The sequence below is a fragment of the Nocardia sichangensis genome (assembly GCF_047200615.1).
Lineage (GTDB): Bacteria > Actinomycetota > Actinomycetes > Mycobacteriales > Mycobacteriaceae > Nocardia > Nocardia sichangensis.
Window position 1 is genome coordinate 180,344 of record NZ_JBJZOK010000006.1, and the last position, 26,866, is coordinate 207,209.

At 68.4% G+C, this 26,866-nt stretch carries 27 protein-coding genes; 13 read left to right on the forward strand and 14 right to left on the reverse strand.

Going from position 1 to position 26,866, the window contains the following annotated elements:
- The first annotated feature begins 19 nt into the window (after positions 1-19).
- Together ACL03I_RS10920 and ACL03I_RS10925 are read left to right on the forward strand one after the other, a co-directional pair.
- Entirely contained in the window at positions 20-982 is a 963-nt protein-coding gene (locus ACL03I_RS10920) for a DUF1702 family protein (protein WP_356961059.1), read from the forward strand.
- 9 nt (positions 983-991) lie between these two features.
- Positions 992-1,795 carry an SDR family oxidoreductase gene (locus tag ACL03I_RS10925; RefSeq protein ID WP_355077738.1) on the forward strand — a complete coding sequence of 268 codons (804 nt, stop codon included), beginning with the start codon at positions 992-994 and terminating at the stop codon, positions 1,793-1,795.
- A 65-nt stretch (positions 1,796-1,860) separates the two neighbouring features.
- Here the strand turns inward: ACL03I_RS10925 and ACL03I_RS10930 are convergent, their stop codons facing one another.
- Positions 1,861-2,298 carry a DoxX family protein gene (locus ACL03I_RS10930; RefSeq protein ID WP_355077740.1) on the reverse strand — a complete coding sequence of 146 codons (438 nt, stop codon included), beginning with the start codon at positions 2,296-2,298 and terminating at the stop codon, positions 1,861-1,863.
- A gap of 99 nt (positions 2,299-2,397) precedes the next feature.
- On the opposite strand from ACL03I_RS10930, the gene ACL03I_RS10935 reads away from it, so the two are divergent.
- The 3 genes from ACL03I_RS10935 to ACL03I_RS10945 all read left to right on the forward strand — a co-directional run bounded on the left by ACL03I_RS10935 (position 2,398) and on the right by ACL03I_RS10945 (position 6,078).
- Positions 2,398-2,967, forward strand: coding sequence for a TetR/AcrR family transcriptional regulator (locus ACL03I_RS10935; RefSeq protein WP_355077742.1), 570 nt, complete (start codon positions 2,398-2,400; stop codon positions 2,965-2,967).
- A gap of 86 nt (positions 2,968-3,053) precedes the next feature.
- Positions 3,054-3,425: a hypothetical protein gene (locus ACL03I_RS10940; protein ID WP_355077744.1), complete on the forward strand. Its 372-nt coding sequence runs from the start codon at positions 3,054-3,056 to the stop codon at positions 3,423-3,425.
- A gap of 121 nt (positions 3,426-3,546) precedes the next feature.
- On the forward strand, positions 3,547-6,078 hold the full coding sequence (locus ACL03I_RS10945) for a tetratricopeptide repeat protein (RefSeq protein ID WP_412805814.1): 2,532 nt from the start codon (positions 3,547-3,549) through the stop codon (positions 6,076-6,078).
- A gap of 107 nt (positions 6,079-6,185) precedes the next feature.
- Here ACL03I_RS10945 and ACL03I_RS10950 read toward each other — a convergent pair whose 3' ends face one another.
- Both ACL03I_RS10950 and ACL03I_RS10955 read right to left on the reverse strand, forming a co-directional pair.
- Positions 6,186-7,469, reverse strand: coding sequence for an MFS transporter (locus tag ACL03I_RS10950; RefSeq protein WP_412805881.1), 1,284 nt, complete (start codon positions 7,467-7,469; stop codon positions 6,186-6,188).
- A gap of 305 nt (positions 7,470-7,774) precedes the next feature.
- Positions 7,775-8,362: a TetR/AcrR family transcriptional regulator gene (locus ACL03I_RS10955; protein WP_355077747.1), complete on the reverse strand. Its 588-nt coding sequence runs from the start codon at positions 8,360-8,362 to the stop codon at positions 7,775-7,777.
- Positions 8,363-8,434: 72 nt separating this feature from the next.
- On the opposite strand from ACL03I_RS10955, the gene ACL03I_RS10960 reads away from it, so the two are divergent.
- Positions 8,435-9,154 (forward strand): SDR family oxidoreductase, encoded by a 720-nt coding sequence (locus tag ACL03I_RS10960; protein WP_412805815.1) that lies wholly within the window; start codon positions 8,435-8,437, stop codon positions 9,152-9,154.
- Between the two features lie 3 nt (positions 9,155-9,157).
- Here ACL03I_RS10960 and ACL03I_RS10965 read toward each other — a convergent pair whose 3' ends face one another.
- From ACL03I_RS10965 to ACL03I_RS10990, 6 genes are all read right to left on the reverse strand, one after another.
- Entirely contained in the window at positions 9,158-9,952 is a 795-nt protein-coding gene (locus tag ACL03I_RS10965; RefSeq protein ID WP_397276950.1) for a 3-oxoacyl-ACP reductase, read from the reverse strand.
- Positions 9,952-11,310 (reverse strand): aldehyde dehydrogenase family protein, encoded by a 1,359-nt coding sequence (locus tag ACL03I_RS10970; RefSeq protein WP_412805816.1) that lies wholly within the window; start codon positions 11,308-11,310, stop codon positions 9,952-9,954. Before ACL03I_RS10970 ends, ACL03I_RS10965 begins: the two co-directional genes overlap by 1 nt.
- A complete protein-coding gene (locus ACL03I_RS10975; protein ID WP_412805817.1) occupies positions 11,307-12,053 on the reverse strand; it encodes a gamma-glutamyl-gamma-aminobutyrate hydrolase family protein in 747 nt (248 codons plus the stop codon). The genes ACL03I_RS10970 and ACL03I_RS10975 overlap by 4 nt, the downstream gene beginning before the upstream one ends.
- Positions 12,034-13,398 (reverse strand): glutamine synthetase family protein, encoded by a 1,365-nt coding sequence (locus ACL03I_RS10980; RefSeq protein WP_412805818.1) that lies wholly within the window; start codon positions 13,396-13,398, stop codon positions 12,034-12,036. Before ACL03I_RS10980 ends, ACL03I_RS10975 begins: the two co-directional genes overlap by 20 nt.
- Before the next feature lie 142 nt (positions 13,399-13,540).
- Positions 13,541-14,929, reverse strand: a complete 1,389-nt coding sequence (locus ACL03I_RS10985; protein ID WP_412805819.1) for a lipase family protein — start codon at positions 14,927-14,929, stop codon at positions 13,541-13,543.
- Between the two features lie 151 nt (positions 14,930-15,080).
- Positions 15,081-16,220 (reverse strand): esterase/lipase family protein, encoded by a 1,140-nt coding sequence (locus ACL03I_RS10990; protein ID WP_412805882.1) that lies wholly within the window; start codon positions 16,218-16,220, stop codon positions 15,081-15,083.
- A 275-nt stretch (positions 16,221-16,495) separates the two neighbouring features.
- Here ACL03I_RS10990 and ACL03I_RS10995 point away from each other — a divergent pair, with 275 nt between their 5' ends.
- From ACL03I_RS10995 to ACL03I_RS11005, 3 genes are all read left to right on the forward strand, one after another.
- Positions 16,496-17,743 (forward strand): PucR family transcriptional regulator, encoded by a 1,248-nt coding sequence (locus ACL03I_RS10995; protein ID WP_355077761.1) that lies wholly within the window; start codon positions 16,496-16,498, stop codon positions 17,741-17,743.
- A 119-nt stretch (positions 17,744-17,862) separates the two neighbouring features.
- Positions 17,863-19,032, forward strand: a complete 1,170-nt coding sequence (locus ACL03I_RS11000) for a thiolase family protein (protein WP_355077763.1) — start codon at positions 17,863-17,865, stop codon at positions 19,030-19,032.
- Positions 19,029-19,769, forward strand: a complete 741-nt coding sequence (locus tag ACL03I_RS11005) for an SDR family NAD(P)-dependent oxidoreductase (protein ID WP_412805820.1) — start codon at positions 19,029-19,031, stop codon at positions 19,767-19,769. The genes ACL03I_RS11000 and ACL03I_RS11005 overlap by 4 nt, the downstream gene beginning before the upstream one ends.
- Before the next feature lie 207 nt (positions 19,770-19,976).
- Here ACL03I_RS11005 and ACL03I_RS11010 read toward each other — a convergent pair whose 3' ends face one another.
- The 3 genes from ACL03I_RS11010 to ACL03I_RS11020 all read right to left on the reverse strand — a co-directional run bounded on the left by ACL03I_RS11010 (position 19,977) and on the right by ACL03I_RS11020 (position 22,656).
- Complete coding sequence (locus ACL03I_RS11010) at positions 19,977-20,306, reverse strand: transglycosylase family protein (protein WP_355077766.1); 330 nt, start codon at positions 20,304-20,306, stop codon at positions 19,977-19,979.
- Between the two features lie 595 nt (positions 20,307-20,901).
- Positions 20,902-21,366, reverse strand: coding sequence for a PaaI family thioesterase (locus ACL03I_RS11015; RefSeq protein WP_355077768.1), 465 nt, complete (start codon positions 21,364-21,366; stop codon positions 20,902-20,904).
- Between the two features lie 144 nt (positions 21,367-21,510).
- Positions 21,511-22,656: an acyl-CoA dehydrogenase family protein gene (locus ACL03I_RS11020; RefSeq protein ID WP_412805821.1), complete on the reverse strand. Its 1,146-nt coding sequence runs from the start codon at positions 22,654-22,656 to the stop codon at positions 21,511-21,513.
- 110 nt (positions 22,657-22,766) lie between these two features.
- On the opposite strand from ACL03I_RS11020, the gene ACL03I_RS11025 reads away from it, so the two are divergent.
- A complete protein-coding gene (locus tag ACL03I_RS11025; protein ID WP_412805822.1) occupies positions 22,767-23,438 on the forward strand; it encodes a TetR/AcrR family transcriptional regulator in 672 nt (223 codons plus the stop codon).
- A 17-nt stretch (positions 23,439-23,455) separates the two neighbouring features.
- Here ACL03I_RS11025 and ACL03I_RS11030 read toward each other — a convergent pair whose 3' ends face one another.
- The gene (locus ACL03I_RS11030; protein ID WP_364429493.1) at positions 23,456-24,022 is read right to left on the reverse strand and encodes a type 1 glutamine amidotransferase domain-containing protein; all 567 of its coding nucleotides are present in this window, start codon (positions 24,020-24,022) and stop codon (positions 23,456-23,458) included.
- Positions 24,023-24,082: 60 nt separating this feature from the next.
- Positions 24,083-24,742 carry a MerR family transcriptional regulator gene (locus tag ACL03I_RS11035; RefSeq protein WP_397276936.1) on the reverse strand — a complete coding sequence of 220 codons (660 nt, stop codon included), beginning with the start codon at positions 24,740-24,742 and terminating at the stop codon, positions 24,083-24,085.
- Between the two features lie 109 nt (positions 24,743-24,851).
- Between ACL03I_RS11035 and ACL03I_RS11040 the strand changes: the two genes are divergently transcribed.
- The 3 genes from ACL03I_RS11040 to ACL03I_RS11050 are packed head-to-tail and all read left to right on the forward strand — an operon-like array spanning position 24,852 to position 26,787.
- Positions 24,852-25,814 (forward strand): hypothetical protein, encoded by a 963-nt coding sequence (locus tag ACL03I_RS11040; RefSeq protein ID WP_412805823.1) that lies wholly within the window; start codon positions 24,852-24,854, stop codon positions 25,812-25,814.
- Positions 25,811-26,257 carry an ABA4-like family protein gene (locus ACL03I_RS11045; protein ID WP_355077779.1) on the forward strand — a complete coding sequence of 149 codons (447 nt, stop codon included), beginning with the start codon at positions 25,811-25,813 and terminating at the stop codon, positions 26,255-26,257. Before ACL03I_RS11040 ends, ACL03I_RS11045 begins: the two co-directional genes overlap by 4 nt.
- Entirely contained in the window at positions 26,254-26,787 is a 534-nt protein-coding gene (locus ACL03I_RS11050; RefSeq protein WP_412805824.1) for a DoxX family protein, read from the forward strand. The genes ACL03I_RS11045 and ACL03I_RS11050 overlap by 4 nt, the downstream gene beginning before the upstream one ends.
- Positions 26,788-26,866: the final 79 nt, after the last annotated feature.

Here is a 26,866-nt window from a genome sequence, read left to right on the forward strand (position 1 = left end):
CCGACGATTGGAGAACCCCATGCCCTCGCCGTTGGGTCCGCTGCGCGCGGCCCTGTTCGTCCCCAGTCCGGCCAGTGTCCGCCAGGTGCTCAGCGGGTTCGAGCAGCCCGACCAGCACACCGCGCTCGAACTCGAGCAGGTGACGATGCATTTGGTCGGCGGCATCGACTCCGCGGTCCGCAGCTCCGACAACGACGAGCTGATCGCCACCCTCTTGCGGGTGCCGCCGAAGTACCGCGGGTTCGCCTACGAGGGCGCGGCAGTCGGCCTCACCGCTGTCGACTCGCTCTCGCCCGGCCGGCGCGCCGCCGACCTGATCGACGGCCCGGCCAGCGAATACGCGCTGACCATGTACGTCGGCGTCGGCCTCGCCATGGCGAAGATCCCGAAGTTCCGGTGGAAGAAGCTGTTCCCGCAGCACCCGCTGTTCCGCTGGCTCGCCATCGACGGCTACGGCTTCTACAAGGCGTTCTTCCAGATGCAGCGCTACGTGCGGGACAAGCACGTCGAGACCCGCTACCCCGGCTGGCTCGGCGACCGCGACAACCTGAAGCGCATCGCGGACCAGGGCATGGGCCGCGCGCTGTGGTTCATCGGCGGCGGCAGCCCGGCCGGTGTCGTGCGGCTGATCGGCGAGTTCGAGCCGAAACGGCACGCCGATCTGTGGAGCGGCGTCGGCATCGCCGTCACCTTCGCGGGCGGCGTGGAATCGGCTGCGATGGAGGAACTCTGGGACGTGGCCGGCGAGTTCCGGCCGCAGCTGTCGCTGGGCTCGGCCATGGTCGCCCGCATCCGGCAGCAGACCAACAGCGTCAACGAGCACAGCGAAGCGGCGGCGCAGGTCTTCTGCGGGACCACCGTGGCGAAGACCGACGCGCTGATCGAGAGTTCGCTCGATGATCTGCCCGACGACGGCAGCTCCGCCACCTATCTGCTGTGGCGGGACCGGATCGCCGACATCGTCACCGCCAGTCGAGCCTGAGTCGCCGCGATGGCACGGGTCAAGGACTGGGTCGGCAAGCACGTCATCGTCACCGGAGGATCGGAAGGGATCGGCGCCGCGGTGGCGGAGGCCTTCGCGGGGCGTGGGGCGCAGGTCTCGCTCATCGCGCGGCGGAAGCTTCCGCTGCGCGACACCGCGAAACGACTGGGCGCGGACTGGGCCGCCGCGGACGTCACGAGCGCGGACCAACTCGCCTCGGCCATCACGGAACTGGAGCAGCGCAACGGACCGTGCGAGGTCATCGCCTGCTGCGCCGGTCTCGCGCTGCCCGGGCGGTTCCTCGAAGTGCGGCCCGACGAGTTCGAGGCGCAGATGTCGGCGAACTATCTCGGCGCGGTGCACGCGGTGCGGCGGGTGCTGCCCGGCATGGTGGAGCGGTCCAGGGGAAAGATCCTGTTGGTCAGCTCCACGTCGGCGTTTCTCGGCATCACCGGGTATACCGCCTACGGACCGACCAAGGCGAGCATCCGGCAGCTGGCGTTGTGCCTGCGCTACGAAGTGGAGCCGAAAGGCGTGGACGTCACGGTGATCTATCCGGCCGACACCGACACACCGGGGCTGGCCATGGAGAACACCCGTAAGCCGGTCGAGACCAAGGCGATCACCGGGTCGATCGAGCCGATGCCTGCCGAGCGCGTCGCCGAGGCCGCCGTGCGCGGCCTGGAACGCGGCCGCCACCACATCGCGCTCGACCCGCTCACGCGGTTCTTCCTGGCCTGGGCGAACCTGCCCGAGGACATCGCGCGGCCGTTCATGCGCCGCACCATAGCCAAGGCATTGCGGGGCAGCTGAACGCCGACCCGGCAAAGGCCCGCTCACCCATCGATTGCGATGCGTGAGCGGGCCTTTCGCCGTTCTCAGCCGACGATTATGACCACGCAGGCCGCGATGAACAGGACCTGAACCAGCGCCCGCAGCGGCAGCGGCATGGTCTTGATGCCCAGTTCGGCGCGGGCGGCGCGGACGTTCGCCGGGAACAGCGCCACCAGCAGCGCGATCAGGCAGGCCGCGGCCAGGTCGGCGGTCGCGGGAATGAGGACGCCGACCGCACCCGCCAGTTCCAGCACACCGGTCAACGTCACCAGCGCCGGGGCGTTCGGCAGCCGGGGCGGCACCATGGCGACCAGAGCGTCGCGGCGCGGCTGGAGGAAGTGCGCGCTCGACGTGAGCGCGAGCATCGCGGCCAGCCCGAGCGCGGTCGCGTGCGCCCACGAATCGAGCCAGCCGTTGCCGGTGAGCCAGCCGATGAGCCGGGCGAGTGCGGTGACGGCGACGAGGACGACCAGCGGTGCCATCGGGATCTCCTGTGGATCGAAGAGCAAATCTTGACAGTGGAAAGATACGGCCGCGGTCATGAACTTGTCAATGTCTAGATGATGGGTCACCATCGAGGTATGGCGAAGGACGGTTATCACCACGGAGATCTCCGCGCGGCACTGCTCACCGCCGCCGCCGAACGGATCGCCGCCGACGGCGTCGACGCGCTCTCCCTGCGCAACCTGGCCCGGCACGCGGGCGTCTCGCACGCCGCACCCGCCCACCACTTCGGTGATCGAGCAGGACTGCTCACCGCGTTGGCCACCGAGGGATTCGAACTGCTGGCCGAACAGCTCGCGCAGGCCGGTTCGGACTTTCGCGAGGTCGCGGTGGCCTACATTCGCTTCGCGCGCGAGCATCCGGGACACTTCGACGTGATGTTCCGGCACAGCCTTCTCCACGCGGAGAACGAGACTCTGCGCGCCGCGCGAGAACGATCCGGGTCGGCGCTGCGCTCCGGCGTTTCGAGCATCCAGCCGAGCCACAGTCAAGACCGTCAGTTGTCGACCCGACTCGCCGCGTGGTCGCTGGTGCACGGCTTCGCTTCGCTGTGGCGCGAAGGCGCACTGCATAATTCAGCACTGGCCACCGACTCCGATCCGGAGATCCTGGCCCGCAAGATGCTGTCCACCATCCATTTCGACTGACCGCAAACCGGCTTGCGCCGAGCCGCCATCGTGCTATCCAGAGACCCGGAAGGAGCAGGCGGCCACACCCCCGCTGCCATCGACACATGGACATCCACGCCTACCCCACCGACGCGACCACACCGGTGGACCCGACCGAGGCACACCGGATCGCCGAGCGGCATCTCACCAACGGCGATTACGCCGATCGAGGCATCACCTATCAGCTAGCGGAGTTCGACACCTGCTTCGTCGCCGTCGCCACCTTCCCCCGCTCGCCGCACGTCGACCCGGACAGTCCGCCGGTGATCGTCGGCGGCTCCGTCTGCGTCATCGACAAGCCCACCGGCGCGGTCTCCTATTGGCCGACCTACCCGGCCGACCTGGTCGCCGACCAGTACGCGACCGCGCTGCGCGACGGGACGCTGGTCATCGAGGACGATTGGCCGGAGGACGACGAGTCACCCTCCTCGGCGTGACCGAGTCCCACATCCACGACGCGATCCCATACAACGACGAGCCCGAACCTGTCGGACCCCGCTGTTAGCCTGAGCACCAGGATCGGCGCTCTTTCGCTCACGAAATCCATTGGGGGATCGCATGTTCGAAGATCAAACGCTCGAAGGCGCCGAACCGGCTCCGACGCCCCGCCCGCAGAGCTCCGCGGAAGCGATCGATCCGTTTCGCGAGTGGCAGGAGACCGCTCCGGACGGAGTTCCCGAAGCCGACCTGCGCCGTGCCGTCGCGGTGGCGACCTTGTTCGGCGCGGATGATTCCGCCGAGGCGGAACAGCTGATGACAGTCGTCTTCGGGAATGGACCCGATACCGCCGCCGACCGGGTGGCGCTCGTCCAGTGGCTGCGGTCCCAGTTCCCGAGCGAGCGGTATCTCGATCCCTCGCCCGGCCCGCTCGGCGACGCGCTCGTCGGTCAGGCGCTGCGCGCGGAAACAGACGCCGGGGTACGGCTGCTGGCCGACGGCGTGCACAGCGCTTCTCTCCGCCAGCGCGAGCGATGCTTCGAAATCCTCTCCCGGCTCCGCACGACAGACGAATACATCGCCTCCACCTGCGCGAAGTATGTCGCCGCTCATCATCGCCGGTTGGCCGAATACATCGCGGATTCCTCCAAGGGCGACCCGGAAGTCCGGCTTCCCGGCTCGATCACCCATCTCCTCCTCAGCTCGATACCGAATAGGCCGGCCGACGGGTCGAACTCCGGGAGCACGCGACAGCTGACGCTCTCCTTGATCGAGATCGGCGATCGTCTCCGCGCCGCAGGCGACACGCGGGCAGCCGGGCGACTGTACCGCCGCGCGTTCCTCCTCGGTCTCGATGACGACCTCGACAGCCCCCTCGCCGAGGAGCGCGATTCCGACGGTGAACTCACCCCGCTCGCGAGCAGGGCGGCCGAAGCCGGACGCCTGTACCGACGCTCCGTCGCCATCGGGGAACGTGTCGCCACCGCGCAACCGGCCGACTCCGGTTACCGCCGCGATCTGTCGGTGTCGTACGGCAAACTGGCCGATCTGGAACGGAAAGCGGGCGCGGTCGACACGGCGACCAGACTGCACTACTGCGCGCTCGCCATCGTCGAAGAACTCGCGGAGGCCGAACCCGCGAACCGCGTGTATCGCCGCGATCTCGCTGTCGTCAACGAGAAGATCGGCGACATCGCCCACGCCGCGGGCGATGCCGACAAAGCCGCGCGCCACTACGGGGTCACGCTCCTCCTCACCGAAGAACTCGCCGCGGCCGACCCGGGGAATACGCTCTATCGACGCGATCTCTCGGTGTCCTACAACAAGCTGGGCGATCTGGCGTCGGCCACCGGCGACCTCGATGAGGCCGCTCGGCGCTACCAGCTCGCGATCAGCATGGCGCGAGAACTGGTCGATGCCGATCCGGACAACCTCCAGTACCAGCGGGATCTTTCGATCGGCTACGACAAGCTCGCCGAAATGGCCCGGACTCGAGGAGATCTGGACGAAGCGATCCGCCTGTACCGGCGCTCGATGGAGATCGCCGAAGCGCTCGTCGCTGCCGAACCCTCGAACCTCGGATACCGACGCGACCTCTCGATCACCGTAGACCGGCTCGGCGGGGCGATCCGCGCGAACGGCGATCCGCACGAGGCCATCCGGCACTACCATCGCGCCCTCGCTCTCACACAGGAACTCCTCGCCGCCGACCCCACCAATCCGCAGTACCGCCGCGACCTCGTCGTCACGTGCAATGTGCTCGGCGACATCGCCAGAGAATGGCGCGATTTCGGCGAAGCCGCCCGGTTCTACCGACGTGCGCTGGAGGGCACGGAGGATCTGGCCGCGAGCGCACCTGGCAATCTCCAATATCGTCGCGACCTCTTGGTCGTCCACGATGCGCTGGGCTCGTTGGCGATGGATCAGGGCGACTACGACGGCGCGGCGACCCACTGCAGGCCTGCCCTGATTCATGCGGAGAAACTGTCGGCCGCCGACCCGGTGAACCTTCGGTATCGGCGTGATCTGCTGCTGGCCTACAACGCGCTCGGCAGAGTCGTAGCCGCCCAGGGAGATCACGGAGAGGCGACGCGACTGTACGAGCACGCCATCGCGGTCGCCGCGAGCCTGGTCGAATCCGCGCCGGACAACAGCACCTACCGCAGAGATCTCTCGTTCTGCTACCACCGGTTCGGCGACCATGCCCGTGCACGGAACGACCTCGCCGAAGCCGATCGCGCGTACCGGAACGCCATGACCATCGATCTCGCTCTGGTGGACTCTCAGCCGTCCAACCCCTCTTACCGCCGCGACCTCTCGGTCACTTACGACCGCCTCGGCACTCTCTCGCGAGCGAGCGGCGACCACCATGCCGCGCGGGACTGGTACAACCGCTCGGCCGAGATCGCCGAGGAACTGTCGGCCGCCGACCCGGGCAACCTCGGCTATCGCCGCGATCTGCTGTCCTGCTGCGACAAACTGGGCAGCCTCGCTCGCGACACCGGCGATATCGCCGGCGCGGCCCAGCATTTCCGCCGCGGACTCGCTGTCGCCGACCATCTGGTGCGCTCGGCGCCATCCGATTTCGGCTACCAGCGCGATCTGGCCCTGATGTACGAACGTCTCGCCGACTTGGCGGGCGGTGTCCGCTGAGATCAACGATGTTCCGTCATCGATCGACGCACAGGCTCGTGGCGGCTCGGCATTCAGGTGGCCGATACGACCGCGCACACTCCCACCGGATGTTTCGACGCCGTGATTCAGAACGCGGGCTGGGCGGGGAGGTCAGGATTCGGGTCCGGAGTCGACTCACCCGCGTCGGGGACTTCGGTGCCGCGCAGCGAGGTTCCGGCGGTTTCGCGCAGGTAGTTCCAGGCGACCAGGCCGATCAGGGAAGCGCCGACCATGTAGACGGCGGGGAACAGCGACCAGCCGGTTGCCTCGATGACGGCCTCGTTGATCAGCGGGGCGGTGCCGCCGAAGATCGCGGTGGAGACGTTGTAGGCCAGCGCGAAGCCCGCGTACCGGACATGGGTCGGGAAGATCGCGGGGAAGGTGGAGCTGATGGTGGACAACTGCGGCAGGTACAACAGTCCGAGCACGATGAAGCCGAAGATCGCCCATGCCGTGCCCTGGCCCATCAGCCAGTACATCGGCACCGCGAGCACGCTCAGGCCGGTCAGCGAGAACAACCACATCGGGCGGCGGCCGACGTTGTCGGACAGCCGGCCGAAGAAGGGCAGCACCAGCATCATCACCAACTGACCGAGCAGCATCATCGCGGTGGTGGCCGATTCGCCCAAGCCGATCGTTTTCTGTAGATAGGTGGGCTGATAGGTCAGCAGCGTGTAGTTGACCACGTTGAGCGCGACCACCAGTCCGGCCAGCGTCAGCGTCTCGCGCCGGTAGGTGGTCACCACCTCACGCAGACCGCCTGGCGGGCGCTTGTGCTCGGCGACCTCGGTGAACACCGGGCTCTCGTCGAGCCGGGCCCGCAGGTACCAGCCGGTCAGGCCGAGCGGGATGGCGATCAGGAACGGGATGCGCCAGCCCCAGTCGTGCATGGTGTCCGAACCGAGCGCGAGCTGGCAGGCCAGCACCGTCGCGGAGCCGCCGACGAAGCCCGCGAGCGTGCCGAATTCGAGGAAACTGCCGAGGAATCCGCGTTTGCGGTCGGACGCGCACTCGGCGAGATACGTTGCCGCGCCGCCGTATTCGCCGCCGGTCGAGAAGCCTTGCACCACGCGGAGCAGAATCAGCAGGATGGGCGCCAGCACGCCGACGGACGCGTGGGTGGGCAACACGCCGATGGCGCCGGTGGCGGCGGCCATGAGCAGGATCGTGGTGGCCAGCACGGCTTTACGGCCGATGCGGTCACCGAGCGGGCCCCACACCATGCCGCCGAGCGGCCGGAGCACGAACGAGATGGCGAAGCCGAGCATGGTGCCGAGCGTGCCCAGTTCCCCGGGGAAGAAGGCATCGGTCAGATACGTCGCGGTGGCCGCGTAGACGCCGTAGTCGAACCATTCGGTCGCGTTGCCCATGGCGGAGGCCGCGACGGAACGTCGCAGCGGGAAACTCTCGGAAGTTCGATCGGTCACGTGCACGTCCTCTCCAGTCCGTCACGGACCTCGGTTCGTTCCACCTCCGGCCGCGAGAACCGAAGGTGTGGCACGAAACAGACCGATACCCAGGATTCGCCCCGGGCAAACAGTCACGTAACAGGAAGAGGGCGAACACATCTGCGCTGACCTGCGACTCAACTAGCAATTGTGATGCCGGTCACATATGCACTCGAGTCGCACCGGTCACCGCCTCCACGACGGTCGCGATACGACGGCGCTCGCGCTCACTTCGGCCCGAGCATGGCGGCGATACCCGCGGCGACTTCCCTCGCCAACGCCCCGTCGACCGGAGCGTGCCGCCCGAGCAGGCGGTACCACATCACTCCGAAAGCGAAATCGACCACGAGGTCCAACGACACCGCCCCGGTGAACCGACCACTGTCCACACCTCGTCGCAGCAGCGTGCGCAACACCTCACGACGCGGGCCGATCACGGCGTCCTGCAATCGCTCGGACAGCGCCGGATCGCGTTGCGCGTCGGCCATCAGTCCCACCAGAGCCTGGCCCGTCAGCTCGCGCGTGAGCTCGTAGGTCGCGGTGAGCAAGCCTTCGACCTCGGCGAGCACGTCGGCGGACTCGGCGCGCACACGCAATGCCGGGTTCTCCTCGACGAGCCCGGCCAGCGCCTCCATGAGCACCGCGGCCTTGTCCGGCCACCAGCGATACACCGTCTGCCTGCCCGCGCCCGCGGCGTCGGCGATGGCCTTGATGGTCAGGTCTTGGTAGCCGTCCCGTTCACACAGTTCCAGCGCGGCGCGCAGGATGGCGCGCCTGGTTTCCTCGCTGCGCGGGCGGCCACGGGTTCCGGTCATGCCGACACTTTACAAGACACCATGCCTCGTTTATATTTCGAGACACAGAGCTTCGAAAATCAGGAGGATGTTGTGGGCAACCGGGTCGTCATCGTGGGCGGTACATCGGGCATCGGCCTGGCCGCGGCGCGCAGGCTCGCCGACCACGGGCACGAGGTGATCGTCGCGGGTCGCGACAAGGGCAGGCTCGAGGCCGCATTGGCCGATCTCGGCGAGAACGTCACCGGCCGTACCGTGGACGCGCGTGACGAGGCGGAACTGACCCGATTCTTCGCGGAGATCGGGCCGATCGACCATGTGGTGGTGACCGTGACCGGACCGTCGGGCACGACGCCGTTCCGTGAGCTCGAACTCGAGCATCTGCGCCGCCACGTCGAGGGCAAACTGCTCCCGCACGCCGCCGCGATGCAAGCCGCGCTGCCGCACCTGAACGAGGGCGGTTCGCTCACCCTGGTGTCGGCGGCCTCGGCGGGCGGCTCGATGCCCGCCACCGCGGCGCTGGCGGCGGTCAATGCCGGTGTGGAGGCGATGGTTCCGGTGCTGGCGGTCGAGCTCGCGCCATTGCGCGTGAACGCGGTGTCCCCCGGCGTGATCGACACCGAATGGTGGAGCTTCCTGCCCGACGGCGCGCGCACCGAGGTCTTCGACCAGATCGCCGCGACCACGCCGGTGGGGCGGGTCGGCACCGCCGACGACGTGGCCCACGCGATCGAATTCCTGGTGGACAACGCGTTCACGACCGGAATCGTGGTGCGCGTCGACGGCGGCGCACGATTGGGCGCGCCGAAGTAGGTCCTACAGCGGCGTCACGTAGGCGCCCGCGATGCCGCCGTCCACCAGGAACTGGGACGCGGTGATGAACGAGGAATCGTCGCTGGCGAGGAAGGCCACGGCAGCGGCGATCTCCTCCGGTTCGGCGAACCGGCCGAGCGGCACGTGCACCAGGCGGCGGGCGGCGCGCTCCGGGTCTTTGGCGAACAGTTCCTGGAGTAGCGGGGTGTTCACCGGCCCGGGGCACAGGGCGTTCACCCGAATGCCGTCGCGGGCGAACTGCACGCCGAGTTCGCGGCTCATCGCCAGTACGCCGCCCTTGGAGGCGGTGTAGGAGATCTGCGAGGTCGCCGCACCCATGACCGCGACGAACGAGGCGGTGTTGATCACCGATCCTTTGCCGCGCTCGAGCATGTGCTCGATGGCGTACTTGCTGCACAGGTACACGGAGGTCAGGTTGACCTCCTGAACCCGCCGCCACGCGTCGATGCCGGTGGTCAGGATCGAATCGTCCTCCGGCGGGGAGATGCCCGCGTTGTTGAACGCGATGTCCAGCCCGCCGTAGGTGTCGACCGCGGTCTGGAACAGGGCCTTGACCTGGTCTTCGTCGGTGACGTCCACGTGCACGTACCGGCCGCCGACCTCCTTGGCGGCCGCCTCGCCGGTCCCGGCGTCGATGTCCGCGACCACCACCTTCGCCCCCTCCGCCGCGAAGCGACGGACCGTGGCCAGACCGATACCGCTCCCGCCGCCGGTGACGACGGCGACTCGATCCTGTAAGCGCTGCAACGTATCTCCTGTCGGATGTGCGGGTGTCACTACGTGGCGAGGAAGACGTTCTTGGTCTCGGTGAAGGCGAGCGCGGCGTCCGGGCCGAGTTCGCGCCCGAGCCCGGACTGCTTGAAACCGCCGAACGGCGTCCAGTACCGCACGGACGAATGCGAGTTCACCGACAGGTTGCCCGCCTCCACACCGCGGGCCACGCGCAGCGCCCGGCCGACGTCGCGGGTCCAGATCGAGCCGGAGAGGCCGTAATTCGTGTCGTTGGCGATGCGCAGCGCGTCGGCCTCGTCCTCGAACGGGACCACCGCGACCACCGGCCCGAACACCTCGTCGGTGAGCACCCGGTCGGTGGGCGCGCCGGGCAGCACCACGGTCGGCGGATACCAGAATCCGGGACCGTCGGGCGCGCTTCCGGTGAACGCGACCTTGGTCGAGGGTTGCACGAACTCGGCCACTAGCTCCCGGTGCGCGGCCGAGATCAGCGGGCCCATCTCGGTGGATTCGTCGGACGGGTCGCCGACGCGCACCCCCTGCACAGCGGGTTCCAGCAACTCCAGGAACCGGTCGAACACACTGCGCTGCACAAGGATCCGGGAGCGGGCGCAGCAGTCCTGCCCGGCGTTGTCGAAGACGCCGTAGGGCGCGGTCGCCGCCGCCTGTTCCAGGTCGGCGTCGGCGAACACGACGTTCGCGCTCTTGCCGCCGAGTTCCAGCGTCACCCGCTTCACCTGCCGAGCGCAGCCCGCCATGATCCGCGTGCCCACCTCCGTGGAACCGGTGAACACCACCTTGCGGACGGCCGGGTGGGTGACGAAGCGCTCTCCCACCACCGACCCCTTGCCGGGCAGCACCTGGAACACACCCTCGGGCAGGCCCGCCTCGAGCGCCAGTTCACCGAGTCGCAGCGCGGTCAGCGGCGTCAGCTCGGCGGGTTTGAGCACCACGGTGTTGCCCGCGGCGAGCGCGGGCGCAAAACCCCAGGCCGCGATCGGCATCGGGAAATTCCACGGCACGATCACGCCGACCACGCCGAGCGGTTCGTGGAAGGTGATGTCGACCCCACCCGCGACCGGAATCTGACTGCCCAGCAACCGTTCCGGCATTCCGGCCGCGTAGTGCAGCACGTCGCGGACGTTGCCCGCCTCCCAACGCGCGTTGCCGATGGTGTGCCCCGCGTTGGCGACCTCGAGCCGGGCGAGCTGCTCCACATCCGCGTCGACCGCCTCGGCGAACCGGCGCAGCAATCTCGCCCGATCGCCGGGCGCCACCTCGCGCCACCCGGCCGCCGCGCGCTGCGCCGCGGCGACGGCGGCATCGGTCTCGGCTTCGCCGACGAGCTCGACGGTGGTGACCACCTGTTCGGTCGCCGGGTTGAGCACCTGCGCTGTCGTCACGAGTCCCGCTCCCTTCGATAGGTGTCCGCCGCCTCGGCCAGCGCCCGCACCAGCCTGCGATCGGTGGCGTCGGCCTCCGGATGCCACTGCACGCCGACCAGGAACGACCCGTTGGTGGACTCCACGGCCTCGATCGTGCCGTCCGCGGCGTACGCGGTGGCGGTCAGGCCCTCGGCGAGCCGATCGACGGCCTGGTGATGGTGGCAGTTCACCTTCACCTCCGGACCGGCCAGCCGCGCGACCCGGCTGCCCGCGATGGTCAGCACCCGGGTCGCGGTGAACCCGCCCTCGACGCCGGAGTGCTCCTCGTGTCCGACCACATCGGGCAGATGCGGGATCAGCGTGCCGCCGAGCGCCACGTTCGCCAGTTGCAGCCCGCGGCACACCGCGAGAATCGGCATGCCCGCGGCTCTGGCCAGCTCGAACAGGCCGAACTCCGACTCGTCCCGGTCCGGCCTGGTGTAGCCGGGGATTCCGGCGGCAGGGCCGCCGTAGCGCGCTGGATCGACGTCCGCGCCGCCGGTCAGCACCAACCCGTCGAGCCGTCGCACCAGCTCGGGACGCGCGACGCCGGCGGGCGGCAACAGCACCGGGATGCCACCCGCGGCGGCCACCATCTCGACGTAGGCGTGCGGCAGCACCGCGCACGGCAGATCCCACGCGTTGAAGCGGGCCCGCTCCACATAGGTGGGCAGGCCGATCACGGGACGGGCTCCCGCGACCTCAGAGTCGTTCGAAACCACGGATACGCTCCCAGTCGGTGACCGCGGCGTCGTAGGCGTCCAGTTCTACCCGCGCCGCGTTGCCATAGTGCTCCACTACATCATCACCGAAGGCCGCGCGGGCCACCGTGCTGTCGCCGAACAGCTGGGCCGCTTCGCGCAGCGTGCGCGGCACACGGGGGCGCTCGGAGTGATAGGCGTTGCCGTGGAATTCCGGCTCGAGCGGCAGGCTCCGGTCGATGCCGTGCAGTCCCGCCGCGATCAGCGCGGCCACGGCCAGGTACGGGTTCACGTCACCGCCGGGCACCCGGTTCTCGAAGCGCAGCCCATGGTCCTCGCCGACCACGCGGATGGCGCAGGTCCGGTTGTCCCGGCCCCACGCGATCGCGGTCGGCGCGAAGCTGCCCGCGACGAATCGCTTGTAGGAGTTGATGTTCGGCGCGAGCAGGTAGGTGAACTCGCGCAAGCAGTCCAGCTGGCCCGCGATGAAGTGCCGCATCAACGGCGACATGCCGTCCGCGCCGTCCCCCGCGAAGACCGGCTCGCCGGCCTCGCCGCGCAGGCTCAAATGAATATGGCAGGAATTGCCTTCCCGCTCATTGTATTTCGCCATGAAGGTGAGGCTGCGCCCTTCCTGCGCCGCGATCTCCTTCGCACCGGTCTTGTAGATACTGTGGTTGTCGCAGGTGACCAGAGCTTCGTCGTACCGGAACGCGATCTCGTGCTGGCCGGGGTTGCACTCGCCTTTGGCCGACTCGACATACATCCCCGCGCCGTCCATCTCCTTGCGGATACGGCGCAACAACGGCTCGATCCGCCCGGTGCCGAGCATCGAGTAGTCGACGTTGTACTGATTGGCCGGCGTCAGCCCGCGGTACCCCGCGTTCCAGGCCGCCTCGTAGCTGTCGTCGAACACCAGGAACTCGAGTTCGGTCCCGACGAACGCGCGCAGGCCGCGCTCGCTCAACCGGTCCAACTGTTTGCGCAGCACCTGGCGCGGTGAAGCCGCGACCGCCCGCCCTTCCGGCACCACGTGCTCGACGTCGCAGAGCACCAGCGCGGTGCCCGGCCACCACGGGGCCGTCCGCAGCGTGCGCAGATCCGGCCGCAGCACGACGTCTCCGTACCCGGTCTCCCAGGACGAGAGGGCGTATCCGTCGACGGTCGTCATGTCCACGTCCACCGCGAGCAGGTAGCCGCAGGCCTCGGTGGCGTGCTCGAGCACCTCGTCCAGGAAATAGCGTGCCGCGCAGCGCTTCCCTTGCAGTCGCCCCTGCATGTCGGTCATGGCGACCAGCACCGTGTCGATCTCACCCGTATCGACCTGGTCCCGCAATTGCGCCACACTCAGCATCCCGCTACGCATCCACGACCCCTCTCGGCACCAACCGTGCTCACGCTAGAGCAAAACGGACACCTTTGTGACGTGACACCGGAATCTCGTTCCCGGCGCGTAACGGTGTGCGATCAGGCCAGCTCAGCAACGTCTCGGTGGTGGCCGAGCAAGATCAGGACAACGGATTGCGCAGCGCCGCGGAAAAGACCGACAGGCGGCGCGGGCCGGGACGCGACAGCGCGGGCGGGCGCGGTGAGCGGATCGGCCGTCCGAGCCACATGCGCACGAGCAAGGCCGCGAATCGCAGGTGGCCGCGCAGCGCCGGACCGGCGAAGGCGAGCGACCAACGCGTCTGCGTACCGGCCGCGGGCAGCTCACGACCGGCGAAGCGACCGGCGAGCCAGTCGACCATGACCGGCAGCGCCAGGAATTGCAGCAGCAGATGGGTGCTGAGCCGATCGCGCAAGTAGCGCACGTGGACGCCCGCCGCGACGTAGCGCGCGACGTGGCCGTCCACGTCGGCGGTCGCGATCACCTCGTCGTGCACGCCCTGCAGCACGAGCATGGGCATCGCGGGCGCTCGGCCGCCGGGGTGGATGTCGTCGAGGATCCGCCGCAGCCCGTCCTGCTCGAGCATGGCGGCCAGTCCCGCGTCACTGTGTTTGTCGATGTCGCGCCGGGCGAAGCGATACAGCAGCGGGAACGTCGCGGTGGTCTCGGTCTCGGCCAGCCAGCCGAGATATCGCGCGTCCAGATGCGCGCGCAGCATGCGGTCGAGATCCGGGTAGCCGCGGCGCAGCCCGGCGGTGAAGACGGCCGCGAATCCCGCGAAGAGGGTGCCGTTGAGCCGGACGAACGCGGCGGCCGGATCCCCCACCGGCGACCCGGCGACCGCGCCGACGATATTCAGCTCGGGCGCGTATTCGGCGGCCATTTCCGCGGCCCAGGCCGTGGCCAATCCCCCGCCCGAATAACCCCACAGCGCCACGGGTGTGGTCGGGTCCAGTCCCAGCGGAACGAAAGCGTGCGCGGCGCGCACCGCGTCCAGCGCGCGATATCCCGGCTCCCTGGCCACGCCGAACCGGCCCGCGGTTCCACCGTGATCCGGCACCGACACCGCCCAGCCCCTCGCCAGGGCGCTGGCGATCAGCGGCAGCTCGAGCTGGGGAATCGACCCCGCCGCCCGTGCGCCGCGCCGGAGCGAATAGGACGGAAGACATTTCGAGGCCACCGCGTCGATCGCGCACTGGAACGACACCAGCGGGCGCGGCTCGGCCGGATCCGCGCCCCACGGCAACAGCACGGTGGTCACCGCGACCTCGGGCACCCCGTTCAGATCACACGTCCGATAGAGCAGTTGCCAGGCCGAGATGCGCTGGGGCACAAGACCGAAGAAGCCGATCCGCACCGCACGCGCGCGAACGATCGCGCCGGGACGCAACCGCCCGACCGCGGGCGGTGGGACGTAGAACGGATCGTCTTCGGGCAGTATCGGCCGCTGCGCGAACGGGGCCGGATCGGGCGGCACTGTACCGCCATCCCATTCGAGTTGCACACTCATCCGGTTCTTCCTTTCGACGGCACGGCCGTGATCGCGGGCATCCCGCGCCGGATCGCCCATATTCACCCAACCAAGGTCGCGCCCGGAAAAGAATTGTCCCGGGTACCAATTAGACGCGCGCGGATTCTCGTGCCGATGCAGTGACAGCGGCTCACCAGCTGCCGTTGCCGCCGACCATCCACGGATTGAAAGTGCATTCCAGCGACGGCTGGGCGACCGGGTCGAGCGCGTGCAGGACGATCGACGCCGCCCGCGGCGAATACATCATCGTCAGGTGGTCGGACATGTCCTGCTCGCACCCGTCTTGCAGCGTGACGTTGTCCACCGTCGCGTCCGGCCCCGCTTGCAGGAACGTCCATTGATAAGGGTTGGTCACCTCGTCGTGCCGCGAGCCGACCGCCGTGTAGGCGACTCCGGGCACCGTGTCGCCCTGGGCGTTCAGACTGGCGTAGAACGGCGAGCCCACCGCTTGCTGGATATTCGCGAGTCCGACCAGCGGCTCGTAGAACCCGAGAATGTTGACACCCAGATTGTTGATGATCCGGCCCAGCGTGGCGATACCCATCAGCGACGTGCCGTGGTGTGTCGCTCCCAGGCTCACCAATTTGCCCACTTTGCCCTGGCCGCCCTCGAACTTCAGATAATGGTCGGCGACCGTCCCGCCTTGCGAGTGACCGACGATGTCGACGGCCTGCGCACCGGTCGCGGCCAGGACCCGGTCGACGAAATCGCGCAACTGCACGGCCGAATCCTCCATCCGGCCCACGCCGAAGCGCCCCGGCAGGATCGGGCCGAGACCGCCGCCCTCCAGGACGCCGGAACGCCCGAAATTGAAGGCGAACACGCAGAAACCGGCGCGGGCCAGGCGCGGGGACAAGTAGGAGAAGGTGTCGTAGGCGTTGAGCCAGGTGCCGTGCAGCAGCACCACCGGTCGCGGGTGTTCGGCGGTGGGGGTGCAGTTCCAGCGGTTGCCGTCGGGCGGGGCGGCGTCCGGGTGGGTCAGACCGTAGGCGAAGGCCGCCAGATACGCCGACATCTCCGGGCCTTCACCGAACGCGTCGGAAGCGACGCTGGTCGGCCATCCCGACGAGCTGCCGCTGTCCACGATCGCGCGCGGTTGCCTGCCGTCCGGGGCGGGCGCCAGGCCCGCGCTGATGTAATCGGCCAGGGCCTGCTGGGTCGGTTCGATCTCCTCCCGCGCGTGCGCCGGTCCGTTGCCGAGTGCCGTGGCCATCGTCACGCCCGCGATCACCGCGGCCCCGAGAATCGCCCGTCGAGCGTTGTGCATCATTGCCAACATCGAGTTCACTTCCATTCACGCCGAACCACAGGCGGCCCGGCGGTGAATCGAACACCGCTACAGAATGTTTCCTACGCCACATTCGGATTCGAATGTGATCGGGGACATAGATGCGAGCCGCTTTCCGAATGTATGACTCGCGCCGGGGCGGTGTCACTGCACGCCGAGGAGAAGATTCCGTCTGGAATGTTGGCCCCGAAGCCAAAATTCGCGCGACTGGGCCCGCGACCTTGCCGCGGTTTCCTGTGGTCGGAAACAATCGGCCCATGTCCGTCGCGTTGTCCCCGGTGGCCGGAGACGCTCCGCTCGTCGCCCGGTTGCTCACCCGCTGGCCGCAGATCGCCGAGCGCATGCTCGCCGCAGGCCTCGGCACCACCTCGCCCGCCGCCGATCTGCCCGAGGGGCATTTCACCGCCGAGGTGCTTCCGGCGATCTACGCGTGCGGCCGCGCCGTGCTCCAGGCGATCGGTGAACAGCGCAGCTTCACCAAGGCCGAAGTCGCGACGTTCGTCGCCCCGGTGGCCGAGCGGCACGCCGAGGACCGGTTCCCCCTGCCCGTGCTGATCGAGGCCATTCACGGCTCCGCGCAGTCGGTGCTCCACGAGGCGGCCGCGCTGGCCTCCAGCGAGGAGCTCGACGACCTCGTGCTGGTCGGCAGCCGACTGCTCGACCTGCTCATGCAGATCAACATCACGGTCGTGGAGACCTACACCGAGGTCGAGCAGTCCATCTACAACGCCGAACGGGAGGCGCGCCGGGCGCTGTGCTCGGCGCTGCTGAACGGGTTCCCCGCGGCGGAGCTGGCGGCGCGGGCTGACACCGCCCTCGCGGAGCACTACACCGTGCTCGCCATCCACATCCGGCCCGACGATCAGCCGAGCAAGGTCGCCACACTCGTCGGACGTCGCCGCATCCGCCTGCTGCACCGTGCTCTGGACGCCCTCGCGGGCACCACGGCGCTGGCCACCTTCGACGGCTGGAGCGGAATCGCGTTGCTGCCCAGCGGTTCCGACGCCGAACTCGACGACGCGCGCCACACCGGGCTTGCCACCGAGCTGGCCGAGAACTTCGGGGTTCCGGTATTCCTCGCCGAGTATCCGTCCGTGCCGAAGGACGCCATTCCGCACACCGCGAAGGAAGCCACCGACCTCGCCGAACTCGCGCGCTTGCTCGGCCGTCCGGCGGGCGTCTACCAACTCGACGATCTGCTGTTGGAGTACCAGCTCACCAGGCCGGGCACCGCCCGCACCCGGCTGGCCGAGCGGATCGCCCCGATCCTGGACAGCCCGCACCTGATGGAAGCCCTCGACGCGCACCTGCGCCACGGCTCGGACCGCAAGGCCGCGGCCGCCGAGATCCACGTGCATCCCAACACGTTCAGCTATCGCCTGCGCCGCATCGCCGAACTCACGGGCGTCGATCCCACCGACCCGCACGACTCCCGGCTGCTGGCGGCCGCGCTGACGATTCAGCGCCTGTATCCGGGCAGGCCGCCCGGTGAGGCCAAGGCCTAGGCACGGGAACTCCCTGCGGTCGATCGCGGCCAGACCGTTGGGCACGCCATGGCCCACGACGGAGAATCTGTGTTAACTTAACTGCGAATGCCAGTTAACTTAACTGATCGGAGATGGCCATGAGGTCCGCCGTCGTCGTCGATGTCGTCCGTACACCGTCCGGTAAGGGCAAAGCAGGCGGCGGCCTGTCGGACGTACATCCGGCCACCCTGCTCGCGGGTGTGCTCGCCGAACTCGTCGCCCGCAACGACCTCGATCCCGCCGTGGTGGACGACGTGGTCGGCGGATGCGTCACGCAGAGCGGGGAGCAGGCGTTCAACATCAGCAGGACCGCCGCGCTGGCCGCCGGATTCCCGGACTCGGTGCCCGCTACCACGGTGGACCGGCAGTGCGGGTCCAGCCAGCAGGCCGCGCACTTCGCGGCGCAGGGTGTCATCGCGGGCGCCTACGACGTCGCGATCGCGTGTGGTGTCGAATCCATGAGCCGGGCGCCGATGTTCTCCAACGGCCAGGGCAAGGACGCCAACCGCGGTCCGCTCGCCCACCGCTACCCGGACGGCCTCATCCAGCAGGGCATCGCGGCCGAGGTGATCGCCGCCCGGTGGAAGTTCGACCGCGCAGCGCTCGACGAGTTCGCGGCTCGTTCGCATCGGCTCGCCGCCGACACCGCGGCGCGGGGCGGCTTCGACAACGAACTGGTCGCGGCGGGCGCCCTGACGGCCGACGAGACGATCCGGCCCGCCACCACCGGCGAGAGTCTGGCGAAGTTGCGGCCCGCCTTCGTCGACGACCAGTACACCGCGCGCTTCCCCGAGATCGAGTGGTCGATCACGCCGGGCAACTCCTCCCCGCTGACCGACGGCGCCTCCGCCGCACTGATCATGAGCGAGGAGGCCGCCACGAAACTGGGCCTTCGTCCGCGCGCCCGGTTCCACTCGTTCGCCGTGGTGGGCGACGACCCCCTGCTCATGCTCACAGCCGTGATCCCGGCCACCCGCAAGGTGCTGAATCGCGCCGGGCTGAGCATCGATGACATCGACGCCTACGAGGTGAACGAAGCGTTCGCACCCGTGCCCCTGGTCTGGCAGCACGAGTTGAACGCCGATCCGGCCAAGCTGAACCCCCGCGGCGGCGCGATCGCCCTCGGCCACCCGCTGGGCGCCTCCGGCACCCGCATCCTGGCGACGCTGGTCAACCACCTGGAGCAGACCGGCGGCCGCTACGGCCTGCAGACGATGTGCGAGGCGGGCGGCCTGGCCAACGCGACGATCATCGAACGCCTCGGATGAGCGTCCGCACCGCACTGATCACCGGAGGGTCACGCGGCATCGGCGCCGAGGTGGCGCGCCGCCTGGCGGGCGAGGGTTATCACCTGACCCTCGCCGCGCGCACGCTCGACACGCTCGAGCAGACCGCGGCCCGCGTGCGCGCGAAAACGGGAGCCGAGGTGCAGCCGGTGGTCACGCAGATGAACGACCTCGACCAGGTGCGCGCCCTGGTCAAGGCGCATGAGGAACGGTTCGGCGGCATGAACGCGCTGGTGCTGAGCGCGGGCACCGGCACGGCGGGCGCCGTGGCGGACCTGCCCGCGAAGGCGTACGAACGCATGCTGGACGTGAACTTTCGCGCGCCGCTGACGCTCGTCCAGGCCGCGTTGCCGCTGCTGCGCAAGAGCGCGGCCGACGATCGGGAGCGCGGCGCGAAGATCGTCGCGCTGGCTTCGATCACCGGCGTCGCCGGAGAAGCGGGCCTCGCCGCCTACGGGGCCACCAAAGCGGCGCTCATCTCGCTGTGCGAGACGGTATCGCTGGAGGAATCCGCGAACGGCGTCAGCGCGACGGCGGTGTCCCCTGGCTACGTCGACACCGACATGACCGCGTGGAAGCGTGCTGTCCTGGACCGATCGGCCATGCTCACCACCGGTGACATCGCCGAGATGGTCCTGGCGGTCACGCGGCTGTCGCGTAACGCGGTGGTGCCGAACATCGTCCTGTCGCGCGCCGGTGATCAACTGTGGCGGGCCTGAGCACCGTTACCTGACAGCGACTGGCGCGTGGATCCGACCCCTGGAGAGCGGGCGAATCGGCGTTCGGTGAATCCTGATTCGGACCGGATGATCGGATATCGAATTACCGATGCGATTGTCCGAATAAACCGACATTTCGCGAAATTTATTACTGCCGGTAAATAGCTCGGCGCCTACCGCGAATTCGCGGTAGGCGCCGGCGACGCATCAGAGGTAAGAGCCGCACACGGGCCAGGCGCCCGGACCCTGGGTCGCGAGGACGTTCTCCGCGACGCGGATCTGCTCGTCACGGCTGGCGTTGGACGGGCTGCCGCTGCCGCCGTTGGCCTCCCAGGTGCTCTGGGTGAACTGCAGGCCGCCCGAGAAGCCGTTACCGGTGTTGGTGGACCAGTTGCCACTGCTCTCGCACTGCGCGACGGCGTCCCAGTTGTGGGCCGAAGCGGTCGCGGTGGACAGGCCGAACGGCACGGCGACGAAGGCGCCGACAGCCGCGGTGAAGCCGAGAACACGAGTGGTGAATTTACGGTTTTGCGACATGAGATTTCCCGCCTGCGCCCACCGGCTCGGCGAATTCGCCGCGCCCCTGTCCCCAGGGAAGTTCGTGGACACTCGAATCGCGGGACAGGGTTTCCGGCGTTCTGCGATTCGAGCTCGATCTCGGTGTTGCCCCGAGCCGTGACCGACGTTAGCGGAGATGTCGCGACAGATCACGCTCGAATAACGTCGGGATAGGTTTGACCCTTGGTCGAGACTTCGCGCCGTTCACCCAGGTCGATCGCGAAAAATCGACCGATACAGATCCGCTGTTATGGCTTCGTTATGTGGCCGAGATCACTGCGATATGGTGAAGCGGATCGCATTTTCGCAGGTCCACGACTTGCGGTAGTAGGCATACCCCGGCCTCGCCCGCCGCCACTCAGGGCATCAGCTACCGAGCCGTTACCAAATCGAAGAACCGGAGATATCCGCGTGACGCCGCGGCCGAACCGGTGCCCCGCGACCGGTCCGTGATCTCGGCGCGGGCACGGCGACCTGGCCGGACACCGTCGTCGGCCCCCCGCCGGCTCGCCACAGCGCGCGGCCGACCGGCGCCGGATGCGTGCCGAACGCCCCGCTCCGGCGCCGAGGCAGGCTACTTGCCGTGCGCCCGCAATTGGTAGAGGCCTTCGGTCTCCGCCACCACAACGCCGTCGGCGTCGGTGACCACGGATCGCAGCGTGAAGTCGGATTTGCCGTTCGCCGCCGCCTCCGCGCCGACGCGCGTGATCTCCTCCTCCGACAACGTCGCCTCCGCGCGCACATCCGTCTTGGCCGGCTTGCGGAAGAAGACGTGCAGATCCTTCACCAGCGGATAGAACGCCGAGTTGTCGAATGTGGCGACCGCGATCGCGCCGCCGAGGATCTCGGCCACGGTGAACAGCACTCCCGCGTACATCACGCCGAAGTGGTTGCCGTTGCCCTCGACGGGCACCGAGGTCGCCGCGAAACCGCGCCGCACCTCCACCGCCTGCACACCCATTTTGTGCGCGATCGGGATGGTGAATTCCAGTGCCCCGTTGACGATGTCCTTGAACGGAGGAGTCTCGACGTCGCTCATCGCAACCGTCCCTTCACGCTGGAGGTGGCCGGCACCTCGTTGTCTCTGCCACGGCCACCTCGGTGGACGTCACCGAAGCGTAGGCCCTGACCGGCGCGGCCCGACAGGGTGTTGGCAGTTTGCCAACACAGTCGACCGCTCGGCTCACAGACTGCGGGCGATGATCTCTTTCATGATCTCGTTGGTGCCGCCGTAGATCTTCTGGACACGGCTGTCGGTCCACATCCGCGAGATCGGGTATTCGCTCATATAGCCGTAGCCGCCGTGCAGTTGGAGGCACTCGTCGGCCACCGACATCGCGCGATCGGTGGTCCACCACTTGGCCATGGCGACGGTCGGGATGTCCAATTCCCCACGTAGATGCCGCATGATGCAGTCGTCCAGGAACACCCGGGCCACCCGGGTCTCGGTGGCCGCCTCCGCGAGGGTGAACTTGGTGTTCTGGAAGGCGAACAGCGGCTTGCCGAAGGCGTGCCGCTCCTTGGTGTAGCGCAGCGTGACCTCGAGCGCGGCCTCCATCCCTGCCACCGATCCGACGGCGATGATCAGCCGCTCCTGCGGAAGCTGCTGCATCAACTGGACGAAGCCCTGTCCTTCCTGCGTGCCCAGCAGGTTCGACACCGGGACCCGGACGTCCTCGAAGAACAGCTCGGAGGTGTCCTGCCCCTTCTGCCCTACCTTGTCCAGCACTCGGCCGCGGCGGAAGCCCGGCCGGTCGGCCTCGACCAGGATCAGCGAGATGCCACTGGCGCCCTCGCTGGTGTCGGTCTTGGCGACCACGATGATGAGATCGGCCTGGCTGCCGTTGGTGATGAAGGTCTTGGAGCCGTTCACCACGTACTCGTCGCCCTCGCGGATCGCCTTGGTCTTGACGCTCTGCAGGTCCGATCCCGTGCCGGGCTCGGTCATGGCGATCGCGCCGACGACCTCGCCGGTGGCCATCTTGGGCAGCCACTTCCGCTTCTGTTCTTCGGTGCCGTAGTGCAGCAGGTAATGCGCGACGATCCCGCTGTGCAGGGTGGCGCCCCAGGAGGTGTCGAACGCCTTGGCCTGCTCCTCGATCAGCACGGCCTCGTGCGCGAAGGTGCCGCCGCCACCGCCGTACTCCTCCGGGATCGATGCGCACAGCAGGCCGAGCGCGCCCGCCTTGTTCCAGAAGTCGCGGTCGACGTGGTGCTGCTCGATGAACTTGTCGATGTTCGGCGTCAACTCCTTCGCGAAGAACGAGCGGGCGAGCTCGCGCAGGGCGTCCAGGTCGTCGTCGAGCCAGGCGGACCGGTAGGTCGTCATCGGGTGTCCTTGCGAAAGTCTGATACCGACAGTTACGGGTACAGTGTGTACCACGGGACTGCCGGGTACAAGGTGTACCACCCGATTCGCCTGCCGATACGCTGAGCCGCGTGGCACGACGACCTTGGGTGGACACCGCCGACGCGCGGCGTTCCACCAGTGATCGGCCCGGCCGCGACGAACGCCGCCGGGCCATCGTGACAGCCGCGATCGCGGCGATCGAGGAAGACGGCCCGCACGCGCTGACCGGCCGGATCGCCGACCGCGCCGGACTGGCCCGCACGCACGTCTACCGGCATTTCGCCAGCAAAGAGGAGCTCGACCTCGCGGTCGCCCGGCACGCGCACCACGATCTGACCGAACGGATTCGCGCGCGCCTGGCGGTGGACGGCACGCCGCTGGACATCATCCGTGCACCCTTGACCCAGCACGTGCGGTGGGCCGCCGAGCATCCCAATCTCTATCGCTTCCTGGTCGGACGCGACTACCGGCGCGGCCGCAACGAACCGCGCGTCGGCGGCAGCGCGTTCGCCGCCGAGATCTCCGCCGCCGCGACCCGCTACCTGCCGGAATTCGGGGCCGACCCGCTGGCCGCGGACCGGGTGGTGGTCGCCCTGCTCGGCTTGGTGGATGCCTCGGTGCGGTGGTGGCTGGAACACCACGACACCACCGAAGCCGCCCTGGTCGACCGCCTGACCACCGAGTGCTGGCTGCTCATCGACAACCGGCTGCGCGATCTGGGCATTACGCTCGATCCGCGAAAATCATTGCCTAGCAACTGAATCGAGCCCCACAGAGGTCAGCGCGAGGCAGGGACCACTTCGCGCGTGATCGCGTGCACGAAATCGGATAGGTCACCCGGGTTGCGCGAAGTGAGCAAGGTCCACCCGCCCTCGACGGAGCGGACCGCCGCTTCGTCGACCCACTCGCCGCCCGCGTTGACGATGTCGGTCCGCAGCGAGAAGTAGGAGGTCAGCGTCTTGCCGCGGACCAGTTCGGCGTTCACGAGCAGCCAGGGGCCATGGCAGATCGCGGCGATCGGCTTGCCCGCGCCTGCGAACTCCTTGGCCAGTTCGATCGCCCGGTCGGTGACCCGCAGCTTGTCCGCGTTCACCGTGCCGCCGGGGACGACCAGCACGTCGAAATCGTCGACAGAGACCTCGTGCACCGACGCATCCGGTTGCACGACGGTGTCTTTCTCCGTGTCGTGCAGGTAGGTCTGCACCTCCTCGCGCTTCGGTGCGGCATGGGTGACGCGCGCCCCGCGCTTGCGGAGTTCGTCGCGCGGCACCAGCAGTTCGTCCCGCTCCACCCCCGTATTCGAGGTGATGATCAGCACGCGCGTCCCATTCAGTTGATCGGTCATGAGCCGCTCTCCTTTCGCCTCGGGATGGTCCTGTTTCCGGCATGCCGCGCGAGGGGCGGGCTAAACCTCGCCGGAGGCGCGATCCGCGGCGTCGTCCGCCGACAGCAGCGTGCTGGACAGATGCTCCTGCGCCAGCCTGCGCAGCGCGGCGAGCAGCGTGTCGCCCAGAATCGTTCCGACAATGGCGGTTTCGGTCATCCGCTCGAGGACCGGTTCGTTGCGGACCAGGGCGATGTCGGTGGCGGCGATGGCCTCGCTGGCACCCGCGTAGTCGTCCATCGCGGCGACCACGTCACCGTGGCCGAGCAGACGCAGCGCGGCGCAGACATCGATGAGGGTGTCGCGGGCCGGGCTGTCGTCATCGATCCGCCAGCCGCGCCGGTCCAGCAGTGCCGCGACATCCTCGGCGGCGGCTTCCCGCTGCTCCTCACCGACCTGCGACCGCCGGCCGCCCAGCGCGTACTGGACGTGGCCCAGCGCGTCCCGCGCGGACAGGCTGCCGCTGTCGAGCGCCGCGAGCAGTTCCTTCGCCGCTTCGATGGACACGCCGCCGATATCCACCAGCGCCCGGATCAGCCGCAGTCTGCTGACGTGGGCATCGCTGTATTCGGCCTGATTGCGATGGGTCCGCACGCCGGAGGGCAGAAGCCCCTCGCGCACGTAGTACTTGATCGTCGCGGGAGCAACGCCGCTGGCGCGGCTGAGTTCGGCGATCCGCATCGGACTCCTCGGCTCGGTCGACGTATTGACAGTCGATAGTACAGCTATCCATAATAGCTGCTGATAGTACAACTATCGATACTTCGAGTTCCCGAAAGGTCAGCCTCCCGTGACCGCCTTCTCCCAGCGATTCCCCGCACTCTCCTGGCATCGGCCACTGATGCTTCTCGCCGTCGCCATGGCGCTCCTGGTCGCCTGGTCGATCGGGGGCATGATCATCGACGACCGCACCTCGACCGGGTTGCCGATCTGGGCCAAGTCCGCCAAGTTCGCGTTTTCGGTGCTGATCTATGCCCTGACCTGGGCGTGGCTGCTTGCCCAGCTCACCAGATGGCAGCGCGTCGCCTGGTGGGCGGGGACGGTGGCGGCGCTGGGCCTCGCGGTGGAGCTCATCGTCATCACCACGCAGATCGTGCGCGGCACCACCAGCCACTTCAATTTCACGACGCCGCTCAACGCGGCACTGTGGGAGATCATGGGGTCGTCCATCGTGGTGGTCTGGATCGCCACCTTGGTCGCCTCGGCGGCATTGTTCGCCGATCCGACGGCTGACCCCGCCCGCAACGCGGCGATCCGTTACGGCGCCGCGCTCTCGCTCGCGGGCGCCGCGCTGGGGATGCTGATGGTGCCGCCGACTGCCGAACAGCGGGCGGCGGGCAGCGCGATCAGGGGCGCCCACACCGTCGGGCTCGCCGACGGCGGACCCGGCTTGCCCATCCTCGGCTGGAGCACGGCCGGAGGCGATCTGCGTGTCCCGCATTTCCTCGGAATGCATGCGTTGCAGGTGTTTCCGTTGGTTCTACTCGCCGTGGAGTACGGGTCGCGCCGGATTCCGGCCATGCGCTCGGCGGCCACCAGGCGAACGCTCGTCGTGATCGCCGCGGCGGCCTACGCCGCACTGCTCGCGGTGCTGACCTGGCAGGCGCTGCGTGGACAATCGGTGGTCCATCCCGACGTCGCCACCCTGCTGGCTCTCGCCGCCATCGCCCTCGGAGCCGCCCTGTCGGCCGCTGTCGCGCTGCGGACGAAAAAGTTTGTCGTGCAACGCGTCCCGATAGGAGCGGGACTATGACGGAGCTGCTGTTCGACATCACTTTTTGGTTCGCGACCCCCTTCTGGGCACTGATGATCCTGGCCCCGGGATGGCGACGGACCAGCGCGATCGTCGCCTCACCGCTCATCTGCCTGCCTCCACTGCTCGTCTACGCGGCGCTGGTCTTGCCCGAGTTCGGCTCGTTCGCAGCGGCGCTCGTCGATCCGGAACTCGCCGGGCTGCGAGAAATACTGGGCCAGGGGTCGGGGGCCGCGGCGGCATGGGCGCACTTCGTGGCCTTCGACCTGTTCCTCGGGCGCTGGATCTACCTGGACAGTCGCGCGCGCGGCCACACACCGCTGCTGATCAGCCCCCTGCTCGTCCTCACCATCCTGTTCGCGCCGATCGGCGTGCTGCTCTACCTGCTCATCCGATTCACCACGACACCGGCGCCCGGCCGGACCGTCCCCATGGAGGCATGATGGAAACCCTCATCGTTCTGCTCACCACCCTTTTGTCGCTGCGCGTTGCGGGTGCCCTCGGCGCGCGCCGGTTCGCCGCATGGCCCACCTGCGCCGCCTATGCGCTGGGCGTGATGCTGATCATGACCGGCACAACGCATTTTCTGCCGGAGTCGTTCGCGGACACCCCCGTTCCGACCCACGCCGATCTGCTCCCGATGGTGCCGCCGTTCGTCCCGTTCCCCGGCGCGATGGTCTACCTCACCGGTGTACTGGAACTACTCGGCGCGGCGGGCCTCTTCCTCGCCCGCACTCGCCGCGCCGCCGGTCTCGGGCTGACCGCCCTGTTCGTCGTGATGCTGCCCGCCAACATCTACGCGGCGCTCTCCGGCATCCCGTTCAACGACGCACCCGCACCGCCACTGTGGGAGCGCGTTCCGGAGCAGGCACTGTACATCGGCGTCGCCTTGTGGGCCGCCGGGATGCTGCGCTTCCCGCGACGAGCGACCGGTGACCGAATCGCCCATACCGCGGTGATTTCGAAACAGTGAGCGGCATGACGACCATCGACAGGCCGGTCAGAGGAACGCCCTCGATCGAAGTACGCTTGCCGGCTCCAGCCCTTACCGT